Genomic DNA, 18,444 nt, shown 5'->3' with positions numbered 1-18,444 from the left:
CGCTAAGGCTTCACGATCACATCTTCTTTCGACAGACCCTCCACTATTTCCACTTTCTGGTAGTCCTTCAGCCCGGTTTTCACAGGTATGCGTTCTTCATTTTCATTTAGCACAAAGGCACCATCCACCAGGTACTCGCGGGGTATGGTCAGGGCGTCCTTTTTGGCCTGAATAATGATGTTCGCCTCTGTGGTCAGGTTGGGGTAAAGCGCATCGGGCTGGGTTACAAAAGCAGCTTCCACGGTAAAAGAGCGGGTGCGCTCATTCATGGCCGGGTTGATCTTGGTGATGCGCCCTTCAAATACCCGCCCTTTGTAACTGTCCAGGTTGAGCAGTACCTGCTGGCCTGGCTGTATGCGGGCTATGTCATACTCGTCTACCTGCAGCTCCAGTATAAATTCATTTGCATCGCCTACCACCGCAATCGGCACCTGCGGACTCACGAGTTCTCCTTTTTCCCGCAGCACACTGTATACCTTGCCATTGGTTTCGCTTTTCACGGTATAGTCATCGCGCATGGTCCGGCTGATCTGCAGGTTTTTCTGCGACTGGCGGGCGGCAAAATCGAGTTGTTTTTTGAGATCACTGTAGCGCAGGCGGGCTGAACGGTAGGTAGTTTGGGAGTTTTTGTAGGCCAGTTCGCGCTGTTCCAGTTCCACCCGGGTACCGATCTGGTTGGCCCACAGGTTGCGCTGCCGCTCCAGCAGCAGCGAGTCGTTGCGCATGCGACTGCGGGCCATTTCAATGGACTCCTGCAGCTCGGACAGCTTTTCGGCATTAGCACCAACGCGGGCATACTCTGCAGCCAGGCGGGCATTTTCCGTGTTCAGTTGGGCGGCATCGTTGTTGATCCGGACCAGCGTTTCGCCCTGCTGCACGGTGTCACCCTCAGTTACCAGTATTTCCTCTATAATACCGCTCACGACCGGGTATACCTGGTACTGGTTGCGGCTCTTCACGAGACCGGAAGCGTATACGGCTTCCGAAATATCTTCCACGGTTGGGTTTGTGGTTTCCTGTTGGCCTCCGCAGGAAGTGAAAACGAGGACTAGCAGAAGCAGTTGTAAATAGTGTTTCATTGACATGATAGCTCAAATGTAAAGTACACTATGCAGCAGGATTTTCTCCCGGGGCCGGTTATACTACCTGCCATCAGCAAAACTGAAAAAAATGTGCTGCGCTTCAAATGTACTACATTCAGAACATGATTTCATTATTTTAAGTAAACCAAGAAGCATATTGGGAGCATTACTGAGAAATGCTTTTTTCAAAAATGATCCAGGTCATAAAACGGCCCTGCCGGTCTTTCGAAATTTGTCTGAAAGTAAACTCCTATACCTGCACGAATAAAATTTATGAACGCCATGACTCAGGATCAAACAAAACTATTCCAAAATAAAGTGGCCCTCGTGACCGGAGGCTCATCCGGCATCGGCAAATCTGCTGCGCTGCTGTACGCCCGCGAAGGCGCCAGCGTTGTCGTGTCCGATATAGACGAAAAGTCCGGTCTGCAGGTCGTGCGGGAAATTGAGCAACTCGGGAGCCAGGCTGTTTTTGTGCAGGCCGATGTGTCAAAACCGGAGGACTGCGAGCGCATGGTGCAGCAGGCCGTCGAAAAATTTGGCCGGCTGGATGTTGCCTTTAACAATGCAGGTATAGGCGGTGAATCCAATCTGATTGGCGACATGAGCATCGAGGGCTGGAACAAAGTAATCAGCATTAACCTGAGCAGTGTGTTTTACTGCATGCACTTCCAGATACGGCAGATGTTGCAGAACGGCGGCGGTGCCATTGTCAATAATTCCTCTATACTCGGACAGGTGGGCTTTGCCAACTCAGCCGCATATGTGGCAGCCAAACACGGTGTGGTGGGCCTGACCAAAAACGGGGGCATAGAGTATGCTAATCAAGGTATACGCGTCAACGCCGTTGGGCCGGCCTTTATCAAAACCCCCTTGCTAGACAGCATGGACGAGGAAACACTGCAGTACCTGACATCCAAGCATCCGATCGGCCGGTTGGGAGCACCGGAAGAAGTGGCGGAGCTGGTTATATGGCTCAGTTCTGACAAGGCTTCGTTCGTGACAGGCGCTTACTACGCCGTGGATGGGGCTTACCTGGCGCAGTAAATATTCGTACTACTTACAGAATACCACCTGCTTTCATAATTCAGATACTCACCTTGTATAAGGATTATAAAGGTCTGCACGAGCATTTCACTGCCTCCGCAGGTATAGACGTTAAGCTAATATGAGTGTAACAGAAAAGAAACGAACTGATAATATTATCCTATCACCAGATAAGCCCCGGCACTGGCATAACCTGGACCCACAGGAGGCACTCGAACTACTGCAGGTTGACCAGCAAAAGGGATTAACAGACGAAGAAGTCGCCAGCCGCCAGGAAACATACGGCCTCAACGTCATGACGCAGAAACAGCAGCAGAGTGCGCTCGTGCTGTTTTTGCTTCAGTTCCACCAACCGCTCATCTACATCCTCCTGATCGCCACTGTTGTATCATTTCTGCTCGGCGAGCACATCGATTCGGGTGTTATCTTCGCGGTTGTCCTGATCAACTCCATCATCGGCTATATTCAGGAGTCAAAAGCGCTGGCAGCCATCGACGCCCTGTCCAAAAGTATGTCCGCTAAAGCCAGTGTGCTGCGCGGTGGCAACAAGCAACAAATCGACGCTTCGGAGTTAGTGCCCGGTGACATCGTACTGCTGCATTCCGGCGACAAGTTTCCGGCTGATGTGCGGCTAGTACAGGCCCGCGACCTGAAAGTGGACGAATCGGCATTAACGGGTGAGTCGGTGGCGGTGGAGAAACACACTGATCCCGTGGCCGAAGACGATGTGCTAGGCGACCGCTTTTCGATGGGATTCGCCTCCACGGTGGTCACCTACGGGCAGGCGACCGGTCTGGTAGTGGCCACCGGCGACAAAACCGAAGTAGGCAAAATACAGGAATCCATTTCGGGCGCGCAGGAGCTGGACACGCCTCTTACCATCAAAATAAAAGAATTCAGCCGCTTGCTGCTGTGGGTAATTCTGGCGCTTTCGGCTGTTGTTTTTCTGGTAGAATACCTGCGCGGCGCAGATGCGTCCGATACCTTTATGCTGGCGGTGGCCCTGGCGGTGGGCGCTATACCTGAAGGTCTGCCTGTGGCTGTTACCATTATGCTGGCGCTGGGCGTCTCTAAAATGGCCAGGCGGCGCGCCATCATCCGCAAGCTGGTGGCCGTCGAAACCTTGGGCAGCACCAACGTCATCTGCTCTGATAAAACCGGAACACTCACCGAAAACCAGATGACCGTGCAGCAGATCGTGGCGGGTGGCGAGCAGTATACGATTAGCGGACTGGGCTACCGGCCGGAGGGTGAAATTCAGCAAGAAGAAAAACAGGCAGACCTGAGCAACAACAAAGCGCTGGAAGAATGCCTGAAAGCGGGCTTGCTGTGCAACGACAGCTCCTTGAAGGAAAAGGAGGGGCAGTGGTTGATTGAAGGCGACCCAACCGAAGGAGCGTTGGAAGTCGCCGCCCGAAAAGCCGGCTTCGGGAAAAGAGAACTGGAGGAACAACAGCCCCGCAAAGATGCTATACCTTTCGAATCGGAAAACCAGTACATGGCCACGCTGCACGGCGGCGAGCGCCCGGTTATATACCTGAAAGGCTCTGTAGAAGCCGTGATGGAGCGCAGCAGCAAAGCCCTCCTGCCAAACGGTGAGTTGGGTGAATTAGACCAAGAGCGCATTGAAAAGAATGTGGAGCAAATGGCGAGTGAGGGACTGCGAGTACTGGCTTTTGCCATGCTGGACGCAACAGACGGACTGCCACGGCTAGACCATGAACACACCAACTCAGACCTAGTTTTCCTCGGCCTGCAGGGCATGATCGATCCCCCCCGCAAAGAAGCGATGGAAGCCGTGGGCCTGTGCCAGCGTGCAGGTATAGATGTAAAAATGATCACCGGCGACCATGCTGTAACAGCCGCTGCCATTGCCAGCCAGATCGGTTTGAAAGGCCATCAGGAAAACGGAAAGCTTGTCGCCGTGACTGGCAAGGAACTGCAGCGGATCGGCGATCAGGAACTGCCTGACCTCGTGGAGAAAACCGCTGTATTTGCCCGCGTGGCACCAGAACAGAAATTAAGGTTGGTCAAAGCACTGCAGTCGCGCGGCCGGGTGGTGGCCATGACCGGCGACGGCGTGAACGACGGGCCGGCCCTCAAGCAAGCCAACATAGGTATAGCCATGGGCATCACCGGAACCGACGTAGCCAAAGACGCCTCGGACATGGTGCTCACCGATGACAATTTTTCGTCGATAGAAGGTGCTGTGGAAGAAGGCCGCGGCGTATTCGATAACCTGACCAAGTTTATTGTCTGGACGCTGCCTACTAATCTGGGTGAGGCGCTGGTGGTGTTGCTGGCTATTGCGCTCAGTTCCCAACTTCCCATCCAACCCGTGCAGCTGCTCTGGATAAACATGACCACTTCGGTGCTGCTGGGCCTCACTTTGGTTTTCGAGCCCAAAGAACCCGGCATCATGGACCGCCCGCCTCGTCCTTCGGACCAACCGCTGCTTACTACCAAGCTGATCCTGCGTACGCTGCTGGTGGGTGTGCTCATGCTCATAGCCGCATACGGCCTTTTTCTGTACGAAACGGAGCAGGGCGCAACACTAACAGAGGCCCAAACAGTGGTAACGACGGTGTTTGTGGTGGTAGAATCCTTTTACCTGCTTAGCTGCCGCTCGCTGGTGAGGCCAAACAGCCAGATTGGCTGGTTCACAAACAAGTGGGTATACATTGGTATTGCCGTTATGTTTCTGGCTCAGGCGCTCTTCATCTACACCCCGTTCATGAACATGCTCTTTGGCTCTGGTCCGCTCAATGTCATGCAGCTGCTGCGCATTTTTGGAGCAGGCGCGGTCGTGTTTACGATCGTATCAATTGAGAAGCAGATCCGCTTCCGCCTGGTTGCTAAAAGGCTGAAAGCCGCTGAAAAGGAAGATCCGCAATCCTAAGCTATACCTTGGTGAAGCAGGTACTCAAGGCGGCGGTTTTAGTTTGTATCCTATACCTTTTGATGATGGGTTTTATTTCATTTCAGCAGGAGAAACTGATTTTCTTTCCGGAGAAACTTCCGGCAGACTACACATTCAGGTTCGACCGGAATGCAGAGGAAATAACTATACCTGCAGCTGATGGTGTACTGCTGCATGGCTTGCTTTTTAAGGCGGATGCGACAAAGGGGCTGGTATTTTACCTGCACGGCAACGCGGGTTCAGTGGCGAGTTGGGGTTGGGTGCACCAGGCCTATACCGCCCTGGGCTATGATGTGTTTGTGCTCGACTACCGAGGCTATGGCAAAAGCCAGGGCAAGATAAGCAGCGAGCGCCAGTTTTACGACGATGCTGAGGCAGCCTTTCTGGAAGTGGCGGGCAGGTATAGCGGCCAGCAGATCATTGTCGCCGGCTACTCCATCGGAACGGCTGCAGCAGCGCGGCTATCTTCTCTGCATACACCCACTTTACTGCTGCTGCAGGCGCCTTATTATAGTCTCAGCGATTTAATGCAAAGCCTGTATCCTTTGGTGCCGGGTTTTCTGCTTCGTTACAAATTCGAGACGTATACCTTTGTGGCGCAAACCAAATCGCCCATCGCTATTTTTCATGGTGAGCTGGACGAGATCATTTATCCGGGCTCCTCCGAAAAGCTGAAGGCACATTTAAAACCGTCGGACCAGGTCATATTGCTCAAAGGCCAGGGCCATAACGGCATGAACGAGAACCCGGCTTTCCGGCGCAAACTGGCAAAAGTGCTCAGCAAGCTGTCACCTGCAGCGCCCTGAACTTATACCTGATCATGCATGGTGCTACACCTAAAAAAGGCACTGTGGCAATAAAAATTAAAACACGAAAAAAGAAGAAAACATGGAAGGCGTTTTTAACACAACCGGTCGGACAAACATACCTGACTCCTATACCTACACCCCACAAAACGAACAGGAAGCCTGGATTGCCATAATGCACGCCTGCGTGGCCGTAGACGACGATGTGGCCGACGAAGAACTGGACGAAATGGCGCAGACCATGGCCGATCGGGCACTGTTCGAAGGACACGATATTATGGCCTACAGCCGGAATGTGTTCTACGCCCACGTGCAGCTCGGCAGCAAATTACTGATCGATAACTCAGTAGACCTGATCTCGGAGGAGAACCGCCCTACCCTGTTTGCCCATACCATCCAACTGGTGCTGTCAGATTCTGTGGTTAGCGAAAAGGAGGAAGAGTTGATACGGTACCTAAGCTCGGCTTTGGATATGGACGAGAAAGAAGCGCACGAAATCGTCCGGGATGTACTGAACTCTAACAAAGACAAAATGCATCCCTAAATTCCAATAGCTGTAACCTCAGGTATGCCTGCTTCGACTATTAGGTTGTGAACCCCGCCCCGTGGCCCCGTCGATACTCCAGATGCCGGAACCGCGTGCAGCCATGTACAGGAAAAGAAAACAGTACAACAAGGCTTTTTCCCCGTTGTTGAGCAGCGGATTCCAGCCTTCGGGCATGTGTGCCATAAAAAAAGCCGCCGCCATCTGACCACTGGCAATAAAGGCTGCCCAACCCGTCAGAAAACCAAAGGCAATCATGAGTCCTGTGACCAGTTCTACTATACCTGCAAAGCCCATCAGCGAGGCTATTTCTACGGTGTTGCCGTCGCCGGGCCAGCCGAAGAGCTTTTGGGTACCATGCATGGCAAACATCAATCCGGCCACAATGCGCAGGATGGCATACAGTTGCGGGCTGTAGGGCCCCAGAAATCTATCCATAGTTTCAGAGATTTATACCTGATCAGTTAGCAGGCTGTCATACAAGCGATTACATACGAAAAATAACGATTTTTCGGCTTATAATGTTGACCTAATCTGATCGGCCAACTGCTGCGCGAAAAGGCAATTTTGGTTACTACTTCAAGTTAAGTAGCCGGGCTATTTGATTTCGGTGAAAGCCGTATCGATCTGGTATTGTTCCAACACATCCTGAAATTCATTGCGCAGCACAAGCGAAATGCCTTCTCTTTCCCGGCGGTTGCTGAGTTTCACTTTGTATTTGTCCTGCTCGCGCACCAGCAGCAGGTGCTGTCTGTTTTCGCTCTTGTTCAGCGACAGCGAATCTTCCTGTATCTGCTCAATGCGGCGCTGGTTGTTGCCGAAGAGGATGTTGAAAATGTTGATATCAATACTCAGGCTGGCCTCCCCTCGCATGGTATAGGAGCCCCGGAGGTCGAAAGACGACAGGTTGTTATGCATACTGAAACTAGGCGCGACAAACTTATTCTTATAGAGCACAAAATCAGCATTTACATCCTCAAAGAAAAGATGCTCGGTACGCTCCTTCCGCATGAAACCCAGAGCTTCCTGTATAGGCTTGATATCGATCAGCTCCATAGACCGGAAAGTGGCCTGGGTATAGGCAACCGTACGGTCGAAGCTCGGAGCAAAGGTCCCGTCCAGCTTGGTATGGACAGCTATGTTGCAGTCTGCTTTGCCTTTTATATTCCTGCTTCCCAGCATATCCAGTTCCATCTGCTCGGCTACCGCAAACAGTTGCTCCAGATCGACATCCTGTACCTGCGCTTTCAGCCGGACGGGAATGGTGTCAGAGGGCTCATTCAGGTACATCATGCCGTTTGAAAAAATCTTTCCGCCAAAGGCGTGCAGGTATAGCTTGTCGAGCTGCGCCTGCTCGCGGTTCATGCGGGCCTTTATCTCCAGGTTGCTTCCCTTCAGGTAGTCGTACTTCAATTCCTGCGCTTCTACATGCAGCCCCAGATCGTATACCTTCTCCCGCAGCTTTGTGCTTATCCCGTCTTCGGTTTTCTTTTCCGCCAGATCTTGTGGCTGTTCGGTAGGCAGCAGTGTTTTTAGCGCTGCGAAATTCTGCATAAAGGCCTGCAGGTCCAGAAAATCATATTGCAGGTTCACGTTCAGGTATGGCCGGGTCAATTTTGAACTGATCAGGTAGAAGCCGCCCTCAGCAGAGGCCACACCGCCTTTCGAAGTCTTGAAACGCATCGATTGCATCGTCACATGGCTCTTGTTTTTATGCAGGCGAACGGACAGATGCTGCAGGTCTTCCTCCCCGGGCAGGTCGATATGCTTTACACGCAGCAACAGGTCCACCTTCTGCAGTGGTGTCAGGAAAGCCATACCTTCGGCTTTGTCAGCCGTCGTTGTTTTTTTACCGCCCCCAGCCGAGCCGGCAATCGCATTCACCTGCTGCAGGCTGTTCAGATCCAGGGTGTCCATCTGCGCTGCCAGTTGTATGTTAGCGGCATGTAATTTCCGGTTGTCGTTTGGCGCTGTTACGTTTCCTGTCACCGTAATCCCCTGCGAGGTCAAACCAATATCGGAGAGCGTAAGGCGCTTGCCATTACTTTTGAGCCTGGTCTGCATGTTATGCACGGAGGCTTCCTCAAGGTTGAGCTGTTCACACACCAGCCGCATATTCAGTCTCAGGAATTCAGGTAGGATCGTTGTAGTTACCACTGCTGAATTTGTCGATGCTACTTGCTGCCCATTGATTTTAGGATCAGACTTCAGCTTGAGCCAGGCGGTATTTACCTGCTTCAGTTTGATGGCCCCGTTTATCGTCACCGTTTGCTGCTGCCCCATAAGGTAATTCATCACATCGCGCATAGATCCTTCTACCGAAAAAGACTGTCCGCCCATTTTGCCCCCCATACCTTGCAGCCGCAGCTCGTTACCTGCCAGCTTCGCCTCCCCGTTCAGGTCGGTGAAGGGTACCGTGAGTTTTGCCGGCTGAAAACCAACTCCCTGCAGGCTTATAGCCCCCTGCCATTGTAAGTCCTGCTCCCGCTGCCGGTCCTCGGTGGCGTACAGATTCCCCCTGATGGTCACGTCGCCGGCCAGCGTACCGCGCGGCAAGGAGAGGTAATCCGGTGGCATCAGGTCCGCCAGGCTATCCAGGGTATAGCTCCCGCTGATACGTGCCTCTACGTAGGGTTTGGTAAAATCTGTAATCTTCGCTTTGAGTTGCAGGCTGTCGTTGCCGGTACGAACCGACAGGCGCTGCAAGGTAAATGTACTCGACTCTGATGAATGCTTCGGCCCGTTGTCCAATAGTCCGGCTACCTGTATATGCGATAGCGTGATGCGGCTGGTGGGCCAGTGTAGTTTACCATCCTGCAAAGCAAAGTGCAGCTTGTTTCTGGGACGTTCTGTTGGCCCGGAGTGGCCGGCAATGTGGTAGTGCAGCATCACGCGTCCATCGCTCTCCACCTGCCGGAGCAAAGGTATAGACCGGACGGAATTCATCTGGTTGAGCAGAAAGAAAAAAGGTTGCTCTCCTTTAAAGTGCAGGTCCAGTTCTGAGCCCGGCCCATTATCCATCTTTTGGTGCGTTCCCGAGATCAGCACTTCATTTTCGTTGAGGACAGCCCTGCTCTCTTCAATTCTTCCCAGCTTGTTTTGTAGGTCGTAGGTATAGCGCGCATCGGCCGTAAAGTTTCTGTCCTCGAAAAGGCGCAGGTCACGGCTGCTGATGTAGTTGATCTTCCCCTCCAGTTTGCCTTTTATTTTGAGGCTATTATCGCTTAGCTCTGCTGCCAGGTCAGAGTCGAGTAGTTGTATCGAAAAAGCGCTCTCCTTGTAGTGGTTTTCGCTCAAAAACCGGGCATTGCTTATCCTGATCTGCGGAATGTTCAACGTGAAACTGCCTGAATCGTCGTCCTGCTTTTCTTCTTTGCCAAAGCTGAGGCTGCGCTTATGGCCTGTCGAATCTACCTGCTGATGAAACGTGAGGCCATCGAGGTATAGCTTGCTGATCCGGAGCTTACTAAAGGGCCACTGCAGCACCGGCACCAGCACCTGAGCATGCCTGACGGCCAATACTTCTACGGGCTGGGCACCGCTCGTGTCCTTCAGTGAAATATTATCGAGTGTGAGGGTCAGGTAAGGGAAATTTTTCCAGTTGGAGATATCGGACTGAAAAGGCGCCAGCACCAGATTGGGATCTTTGGTGAGTGTTGTTCTGATGAAAACCGGCAGTTTCTCCTGATAGAGCGGTGCCAAGAGAAACTGAGCAGCCAGCACTAGCATGAGCAATAGTCCGGCTACCAGCAGAAAAATTTTAACGAAGGAGCGCGTTTTCATAACAGATTGCATTGCCTGACCGAAGCTTAGTTTCCGGTTTGCTTCTACTTAAACTCTCTTTTCAAGAGAAAGTTTGATTGGCCCGCTCCTGCCCGAACCTCCTGTGTTATATAGTTTTATACTATATAAAGCCCGCCTCTTGGCTTGGTTTCCTATTCTATTATTTGTAGTAGCTTCAGGTCCGGTCCTGGCCAAATATTTTTAACCTAAACCCAGCTGGGGACCGTACAACTAACCAACTCTGGGGTTAAGTACAGGGTTAACCATTATGTTCTACCTAAAAGAAAACAAACCATGAGCGACAACAATAGAAATATCCCTGAAGATCCGAATTCAAGAAAAGGTGAAGGCGTAAGTGGTCTGGGCAAAGGCAAGCAGACCGGCCCGGTGGCAGGCGGCGCTGACAACACCCGTGGCGAGAACAAGCCAAGTCGTGAGGGAAGCAGCGGTGGTGCCAAGCACGGCAAGGACAATCCGAGGGAACAGAAAAGTCCGCAGGGCTCTAATGCTAACCCCACCACAACCACCCGTGGCGCTGACGGCACCGACAAGGAGTTCCGCAACAACCAGCCGAACCCGAGCACAATTACGGACCCGGATATGAAAAACAAGGAAAGAAATAACTAAGGCAATGCCTAAAAAGAAAAAGCCCCGGCAGTAGTCGGGGCTTTTTCTTTATACCTGTTGTAGTAGTTATACCTTACTTTAGTTCATCCAGCACCACATACATTTTTTTCACAAGTGATGAGGCCGAGCCATTGTAGTTATTCACCACGAAAGAGAAAAGGTATTCCCGGCCGTCTTTGGCTTTGTGGTAACCGGTATAGCCTTTTACGCCGCGTATGGTACCACTCTTCATTTTCATGCCATTGAAAGTGGGCAGTGATTCATGTAAACCTAGGCACCAGTTCTGCTGACGGGCATGCAGCAGCATTTGCACCTGGGCATGGGTCGTCACGCGGTTGAGCGGAGAAAGTCCGGAGCCGTCTACCATCGCCAGTTCAGATTCGGCAATCCCTTTGCTTTTCCAGTGCTGCCGGATCTTGTTCAGGCCCTGGCGGGTGTCGCTGCTGCTGCCATCGGCAAATGCAATTGTTTTGGCCAGTGCTTCGCCATACAGGTTAATGCTCTTACGGTTGAACCAGTACACGATACTATCGAGTGGCGGGGAGGTAACGGTATGGAAGAAGGTATAGCCTTGCTGCGGTATACCCTCGTGCTGTAAAACGGCCTGCTGCGGCATGCTGATGCCGATTGTACGGAGTGTATCGGCCAGCATGCTTACGAACTGATTCGCGCCCGAAGGAAGTGCGCCCGAAATCTTGAAACTGCTTTCGTTAACAGGTATAGTACCCCGGATGGCGGCTGTAGAATTGCCCACCGGGAAGTAAATATAGGCATTATCGCCAGTACCCGCAGCGGCGGAAGTCAGCTCGGAGCGCAAGCCATAGCCGTTTAGGTTCGGTACCGTCTTCACAATCGAAACAGGCTCACCAATCTGCTTGCCCGACTTAAGGATGACATCGTACTGGTTTTCGCGCCAGTTGAGCTTGGCTGCGCCTGCTCCGTAGTAGTTGGCAATATCCTGCCACATCCACCCGTCAGGCACGGTCTCTTCGTTCCAGCCCTCGTTACTCACTATCACTTCGCTTACCGTTTTTATACCTGCACGCTGCATCGCACGCACGATATCTTTCAGCACAACGCCTTCTTTTGTTACAGGCCAGCGCCAGCTCCCCAACGTTGGGTCACCGCTGGGTATGATGAGGAGCGACGTTTGCTTTCCGTTTTTACGAAGGGCAAATTTCGTTTCGTAGCGGAAGTCTTTCCCAAGCAGTTCGTAGGCGCTGATGCTCGTGATGAGTTTCATGGTAGAGGCCGGGGCCAGCCCGATTTTGCTGTTGCGATCGTATACGACCTCCCCTGTTATAGCGTCCACCACATATAGCGAGGCGATGCCATTCTGCAGCTGCGAATCAGCTTCGAATTTCTGGAAAGCGGTAGTAATTTTAGAGGCTACCGACTGCGCCCAGGTATGCTGTAGTGTCAGCAAACAGGCAACAAAGAAGGTGAATGAGGTAATGCGGGTTTTCATAACCAAAAATTACGCATTTCTGCCGGTTATCCCCAAACCTAAAATCAAAACGGCCACTTATTCCTGCGAATAAGCGGCCGTTCTCCTTATTAAATCCTATTTCTACCAGTTCTGGTTATCGCGGTATCTGTTACGATCGTCATTGCCACGCTCGTCCTCGGACCGGCGCTGCTGGTTGTGGCCCCAGTTGTTGTAGGCGCTGCGCTCCCGGTCTTCGTCGCGGTTGTTATACCTGGTGGAGCCGTAGCCTGTGTCGCGGAACTCGTCGAAGCTGCGGTTGTAGCCTCTGTTGCCTCTGTCCTCGTTCCGGTAGCCGGACCTTGACTGATTGCTGTCTATGTAGCCCGTACCACGATACCCTCTACCCGATTCATCGTTCATGCGGCCACTATAGTTAGAGCCTCCGGAATGGCCATAATTCTGACGGCTGTGCTCGTTGTGGTCGTAGTAGTTGCGGTCGCCGCCCATGTGGCTTGGTCTTTCCCGACCTGACATCCCATAGTTCGATGGTCCGTAGGCAGAGCCGCCGCCATAAGTGCTGCCCCCTTCGCCGTAGCGTGTTCCGCCACTGAAGTCACCATAAGCGCGTGTACCATGGGACATCCTGCCGCGCTCGTAGCGGTCGCGATCACTCCTGCGCTGGCTGCTTTCAGGGTTGAAGCGTGAGAGGCTGTTGGTGTTACCGGTGCGGGCATTGCCGTGTTCATCGAAGTCGGCGTAATGGTTCTTGCGGGGGCGATCGTTATACGCGTTGTTTCTGTTCATAGCTATATTATTTAGGTTAATACACTCCCCCTCATAACGCAGCAAACTGGAGCATGTTTACATATCTCTCGCTATTTGCGCAGCATATAGTAATTCCACATTGGCTTTTATACTGACTATAATATTTTAGAGGTATAGCAAAAGAACATCAGAAGTTCATTCATACAATTTATAAAAATACCAATCATAATTATCCCTTTTTAAATACATATTAACAAAGTCACAACATTTTGCTTACCTCCTATTTTATGCCATTCACCCTCATATTAGCTCTATTCACTATTCATAAGTAAATAAGTTAAAATTTTTATTGATAGAATTATAACACATCCGTACTCATTAATTAAAATAGTTTAACAACTAATTCTTTAAATCCTATTTAAACGCTCATTCCCTTAACTAATCATTAGCCATTTGTTTCAAAATCAGTTTAGACTATCAATTGTATTATTTTTTCACAAAACCACAAAAAATTATGAATGACAATCTTTACACCCGGACCCGGGATGGAAGGGCTTTTAGTTTTGAGTCCCTGCAAGGTAAAGGGCGCCTGCCAGTTAGCAGAGGCCAAGTCACCTTGCTTCCCCAGGAATCAAGAACAAAATTCTTAATTCCACTCTTCCTGTTTCTATTATCATCTATCTTTTTACAACCGGCTACCGGACTTGCTCAAACAATTTCCGGCCCTTCGCCGCTGTGCCTGGGTACCACACCTGTCACTTATTCCATTCCTGTACAGACAGGTGATGTAACCAATTATGTGTGGATTTTGAGTTCAACAAGCACAGACTCTTACATAGTCGGTGGCACGGACTCTATAAACTCAGTTGGTCAGCGTATGAGTGTTATAGTAGGTCCTACGGTAACTACTATCAGCATAGTGCCGGGAATGAAGGGTGGTCAGTTTTCATTAACTGGGAGAACTGAGTTTGGAAACGGAACAGCAAAAGGTTTCTCATTAAGGAATATTACAATACCTTATGCTGAAGCAGGAGATCCAAAAGAGTTATCCTGTGCCACTCCCAGCGTGACCATAGGTAACCCTGCTTTTCAGAATGGTGTGCTTTTCAAATGGACTGGTCCGAATGGCTACACCAGTAGTGTCAAAAACCCGGTTGTTACCGTACCGGGAACATATGTACTTACTGTAACCAGTGGCTCATGTACCATTACGGACGAGGTAGAAGTTACTTCTACCATAACGCCTGGACAAGCCTGTGCACCGGTAATGAAGCCGGTTCCTAATAGAAATCTTGTAGAGATGGTAGCACTGACTCTTCCTGCTGCTACTTTTGATGCTACCGATGGCGATACTCCCGCAGGCAACCTGGTATACACCATGGAAGACTTACCTACAGGTGCAGCCTTTAACTCCAGCACCAAGACATTCACCTGGACACCCACAGAAGAGCAGGGCCCAGGCGTTTATTTGTTAACTGCCAGGGTATCGGATGGGACATCAGATGATACTGTTCAATTTAAGATAAATGTTACGGAAGCAAATCGCCCACCTGTAGTAGATCAGCCTGCTCCGCAGATTGTGGCAGTAGGCCAGGAACTCACTTTCACAGCAACGGCTACTGATCCAGACCTACCGGCTCAGCAGTTGTTCTTCTCACTTTCAAATTACTCAAGCACGCAGGTTGTGCCTCCGGGTGCCACAGTCACACCAGAGGGCCATTTCTCCTGGACTCCAACCAATGCAACTGTTGGTAGATTTAATTTTAACATGGGAGTGCGGGATGAGAGGAATGCCGGCCATATCAAAGTGTTTAATACGACTGTAAATGCCGCGCCTGTATTAAACCCGATTGGAAATAAAACTGCAGCAGTAGGGGAAGCGCTGGTTTTCGCGCTTTCTGGTTCCGACATCAATAACGAAGGGCAAGGTTCACAACCTATGAAACAAGCCAGAGTTTTTTCTTTAATTGATGCGCCTACAGATAAAGGACCTATAAGTGTTACAACTTCACCAGGGGGAGATTATACTGGAGCTGAAAACGTTTTTACAAGAAGCACGAGTAATATAAATGGTTTTTTTAGCTGGACGCCCTCCGAAACTGGTACTTATAAATTTAAAATCAGGTTAGCTGATAACGGGGCTGTTCCGCAGTATGACGAAGAAGAAATCACCATAGTAGTAAGCGATGCTTACACCCTTACGATTACTCCTCCCACAAATGGAACCATTAGTGCCAATCCAGCACCTGACCAGAACGGCAAGTATACTAGTGGCACCGTGGTAACACTGACGGCCACGGCGGCCGATGGCTTCCGATTCGTTGGCTGGACGGGAGACGCTGAGGGCTCCGAGACCCCGTTGCAGCTGACCATGGACGCTAGTAAGACAGTCTCGGCTACGTTTGAACCGATTCCTTCCTATACGTTGACAATCACAGAGCCAAGTAACGGCACGATCAGTACGAATCCGGCACCAAACGAGGATGGTAAGTATAGAGACGGTACCAATGTGATTTTGACAGCTACACCAGAGGCTGGCTATCGCTTCGTAGGTTGGGGCGGTGCGGTTTCGGGTAACTCTGTTACTACAGTCGTAACTATGGACGGCGACAAAACCGTCTCGGCCACCTTCGAGATCATTCCGCCAACGATGTACTCCCTGACGCTCACCCAACCTCAGAACGGCTCTATCGCAGCTGAGCCGTCTGCGGCCACCCACGTAGCAGGTACCGTGGTGACACTAACAGCTACAGCAGAAGACGGTTATCGCTTTACCGGTTGGACAGGCGATGCCTCTGGCACTACCAATCCGCTGCAGCTGTCCATGAATTCGGATAAGACAATTTCGGCCACCTTCGAGCTGATACCAACTTACACACTGACAATCACAGAACCGAGCAATGGCACGGTTACCGCAGATCCAGCACCAGATCAGGCAGGTATATACCGCGAAGGCACGGTGGTCACGCTCACGGCTATACCTGCCGACGGCTTCCTTTTCTCAGGCTGGAGCGGTGATGCGTCTGGCAGCGAGCTCACTGCGACCGTGACCATGAACGGCAACAGAACAGTAACAGCGACCTTTGAGGCCCTCCCGCCAACCATGTACACGCTGACGTTGAACCAACCTGAAAACGGTTCGATCAGCCATGAGCCAGCTGGTGATACCTACGAAGCTGGCACCGTAGTAACGCTTACGGCTAACTCATCACCTGGCTTCCGCTTTTCAGGCTGGACAGGCGACGCCACAGGCACTACAAATCCGCTTGCCCTGACCATGAACGGTAACAAGACCGTCTCAGCAACTTTCGAAGCCATCCCAACCTATACACTGACAATCACAAATCCCGACAACGGCTCCGGCACGATCAGCTATACTCCGGAGGCAGATCAGGATGGCAAATACACTGAAGGCACGCAGGTAACGCTAACTGCTATCCCAGCCGCTGGCTACCAGTTTACTGGCTGGATGGGAGCTGCGTCCGGTATCGTAAACCCGCTGCAGCTAGTTATGGACGCTGACAAGAACGTTTCGGCTACGTTTGAGCTCATCCCGCCGACCACGTACACGTTGACACTCAATGATCCTGAAAATGGTTCTATCGAGGCTGATCCAGAGGCTGTTACGTACGTGGCCGGCACGGAGGTCACACTAAGAGCCATACCGGACGATGGTTTCCGCTTCACTGGATGGTCAGGAGACGCCTCCGGAACGGATCTCACTACGTCTGTGACTATGAACGCTGATAAGACTGTCTCGGCCACATTTGAACCAATTCCAACCTATACGCTGACAATCACAGAACCAATAAACGGAACTATCGGCATTAATCCGACTGCAGACCAGGATGGCAAGTACAGTGAAGGCACTGTGGTGACGCTAGTGGCTATACCGGCAAGCGGCTATCGCTTTGTGAATTGGTCAAGTGATGCGTCTGGCTCAGAGTCTACTGTGATGGTGACCATGGACGCTGACAAGACTGTCTCTGCCAATTTTGAAGTTATTCCACCGACCATGTATGCCCTGACGTTGAACCAACCTGAAAACGGTTCTATCTCCGCTGCCCCATCCGCAGCTACCTACGTGGCCGGCACCGTGGTCACACTCACAGCTACACCAGCCGACGGCTACCAGTTCGTGGGCTGGACTGGAGACGCTTCTGGCAGTGAGCTCACTGTGAGTATAACTATGGATGCTGACAAAGCTGTCTCAGCTACGTTCGAAGTCATACCGCCAACCATGTATGCCCTTACGCTGAACCAGCCTGAAAACGGCACTATCAGCGCTGATCCAAGCGCCCCTTCTTATGAAGCCGGCACGGTGGTAACGTTGACAGCAACCCCAGCTAGTGGTTACCGCTTTACGGGGTGGACGGGCGATGCGTCTGGCAATGTGCTTACTGCGACCGTGACGATGGATGCAGACAAGCAAGTCTCGGCTACGTTTGAGCTCATCCCGCCGACCATGTACGCTCTGACTATCACGCAGCCTGCTAACGGCTCTATTACTGCCCAGCCCGCTGCGGCCACCTACGTAGCAGGTACCGTGGTGACACTCACAGCCACGCCAGCCGACGGCTTCCGTTTTGTGAGTTGGGGCGGAGCTGCTACAGGCACCGAGCCCAATACGACAGTAACCATGGACCAGGATAAGACTGTTTCAGCCACCATTGAGGCCCTGCCAACCGGCCCACTGGTGACTAGTTTCACGCTGGTCAACTCCCACACCGAGCAGGATCACTTCCAGCTTGAAAACGGAGCGGTGATCGCCCTCTCTGAGCTCTCCAGCACCAAGCTCAACATCCGGGCCAACACTGCGCCGGGCACAGTGGGCAGCGTCAAGCTGGAGCTGAGCGGCACCCAGTCGAGGACCTACACTGACAACGCCGCCCCCTACGCCTTGCACGGCGATGACGGACGCGGTAACTACTACTTCGGCAACTGGAACCCGCCGGCAACAGGCACCTATACCCTGACGGCCACCCCGTATGCCGGCGCCAACGGAACCGGTGCGGCCGGAACCCCGCTCACCATCTCCTTCAATGTGGTGGATCAGCCCGAAACTCCGACCGACCGTTATAACCTAACGCTAACTACGATAGGCAGCGGCACGGTGAGCCGTAATCCGGAGCAGAGCACGTATACGGCCGGCACCGTGGTCACGCTCACGGCTACCCCTGCAGCTGGCTTCCAGTTTGCCGGCTGGAGCGGTAATGCCTCTGGCTCCCAGAACCCGCTACAGCTGACCATGGACGGCAATAAGAGTGTGACAGCTACCTTTACGGCCTCCACCACTCAACAGCAGGTGACTAGCTTCACGCTGGTCAACTCCCACACCGAGCAGGATCACTTCCAGCTTGAAAACGGAGCGGTGATCGCCCTCTCTGAGCTCTCCAGCACCAAGCTCAACATCCGGGCCAACACTGCGCCGGGCACAGTGG

Annotated in this window: 11 protein-coding genes; 6 read left to right on the top strand and 5 right to left on the bottom strand. The window is 51.9% G+C overall.

Annotated features, from left to right (window positions below; translation table 11 throughout):
• Window positions 1-2 precede the first annotated feature (2 nt).
• A complete protein-coding gene (locus K3G39_RS13305; protein WP_255594319.1) occupies window positions 3-1,079 on the bottom strand; it encodes an efflux RND transporter periplasmic adaptor subunit in 1,077 nt (358 codons plus the stop codon).
• Window positions 1,080-1,355: 276 nt separating this feature from the next.
• Here K3G39_RS13305 and K3G39_RS13300 point away from each other — a divergent pair, with 276 nt between their 5' ends.
• The 4 genes from K3G39_RS13300 to K3G39_RS13285 all read left to right on the top strand — a co-directional run bounded on the left by K3G39_RS13300 (window position 1,356) and on the right by K3G39_RS13285 (window position 6,399).
• Complete coding sequence (locus tag K3G39_RS13300) at window positions 1,356-2,129, top strand: SDR family NAD(P)-dependent oxidoreductase (protein ID WP_255594318.1); 774 nt, start codon at window positions 1,356-1,358, stop codon at window positions 2,127-2,129.
• Window positions 2,130-2,250: 121 nt separating this feature from the next.
• Window positions 2,251-5,028, top strand: coding sequence for a cation-transporting P-type ATPase (locus tag K3G39_RS13295; RefSeq protein ID WP_220626662.1), 2,778 nt, complete (start codon window positions 2,251-2,253; stop codon window positions 5,026-5,028).
• A gap of 11 nt (window positions 5,029-5,039) precedes the next feature.
• Window positions 5,040-5,855 carry an alpha/beta hydrolase gene (locus K3G39_RS13290; protein WP_370627262.1) on the top strand — a complete coding sequence of 272 codons (816 nt, stop codon included), beginning with the start codon at window positions 5,040-5,042 and terminating at the stop codon, window positions 5,853-5,855.
• Window positions 5,856-5,937: 82 nt separating this feature from the next.
• Window positions 5,938-6,399, top strand: coding sequence for a TerB family tellurite resistance protein (locus K3G39_RS13285; RefSeq protein ID WP_220626661.1), 462 nt, complete (start codon window positions 5,938-5,940; stop codon window positions 6,397-6,399).
• Between the two features lie 18 nt (window positions 6,400-6,417).
• Here the strand turns inward: K3G39_RS13285 and K3G39_RS13280 are convergent, their stop codons facing one another.
• Together K3G39_RS13280 and K3G39_RS13275 are read right to left on the bottom strand one after the other, a co-directional pair.
• Window positions 6,418-6,837: a DoxX family protein gene (locus K3G39_RS13280; protein ID WP_220626660.1), complete on the bottom strand. Its 420-nt coding sequence runs from the start codon at window positions 6,835-6,837 to the stop codon at window positions 6,418-6,420.
• A 159-nt stretch (window positions 6,838-6,996) separates the two neighbouring features.
• Window positions 6,997-10,182 carry an AsmA family protein gene (locus K3G39_RS13275; RefSeq protein ID WP_220626659.1) on the bottom strand — a complete coding sequence of 1,062 codons (3,186 nt, stop codon included), beginning with the start codon at window positions 10,180-10,182 and terminating at the stop codon, window positions 6,997-6,999.
• Between the two features lie 294 nt (window positions 10,183-10,476).
• Here K3G39_RS13275 and K3G39_RS13270 point away from each other — a divergent pair, with 294 nt between their 5' ends.
• A complete protein-coding gene (locus tag K3G39_RS13270; RefSeq protein ID WP_220626658.1) occupies window positions 10,477-10,809 on the top strand; it encodes a hypothetical protein in 333 nt (110 codons plus the stop codon).
• Window positions 10,810-10,882: 73 nt separating this feature from the next.
• Here the strand turns inward: K3G39_RS13270 and dacB are convergent, their stop codons facing one another.
• Window positions 10,883-12,277, bottom strand: a complete 1,395-nt coding sequence (dacB, locus tag K3G39_RS13265) for a D-alanyl-D-alanine carboxypeptidase/D-alanyl-D-alanine-endopeptidase (protein ID WP_220626657.1) — start codon at window positions 12,275-12,277, stop codon at window positions 10,883-10,885.
• A 102-nt stretch (window positions 12,278-12,379) separates the two neighbouring features.
• Window positions 12,380-13,042, bottom strand: a complete 663-nt coding sequence (locus K3G39_RS13260; protein WP_220626656.1) for a hypothetical protein — start codon at window positions 13,040-13,042, stop codon at window positions 12,380-12,382.
• Window positions 13,043-13,880: 838 nt separating this feature from the next.
• On the opposite strand from K3G39_RS13260, the gene K3G39_RS13255 reads away from it, so the two are divergent.
• Window positions 13,881-18,444 (top strand): InlB B-repeat-containing protein (locus K3G39_RS13255; protein ID WP_220626655.1); only part of this gene is annotated, 4,564 nt, incomplete at its 3' end.

This window comes from Pontibacter sp. HSC-14F20 (genome assembly GCF_019599265.1).
Taxonomy (GTDB): Bacteria; Bacteroidota; Bacteroidia; order Cytophagales; family Hymenobacteraceae; genus Pontibacter.
The sequence above is the reverse complement of the archived record's forward strand: the minus strand, read 5'-3'. Positions and strand labels throughout refer to the sequence as shown.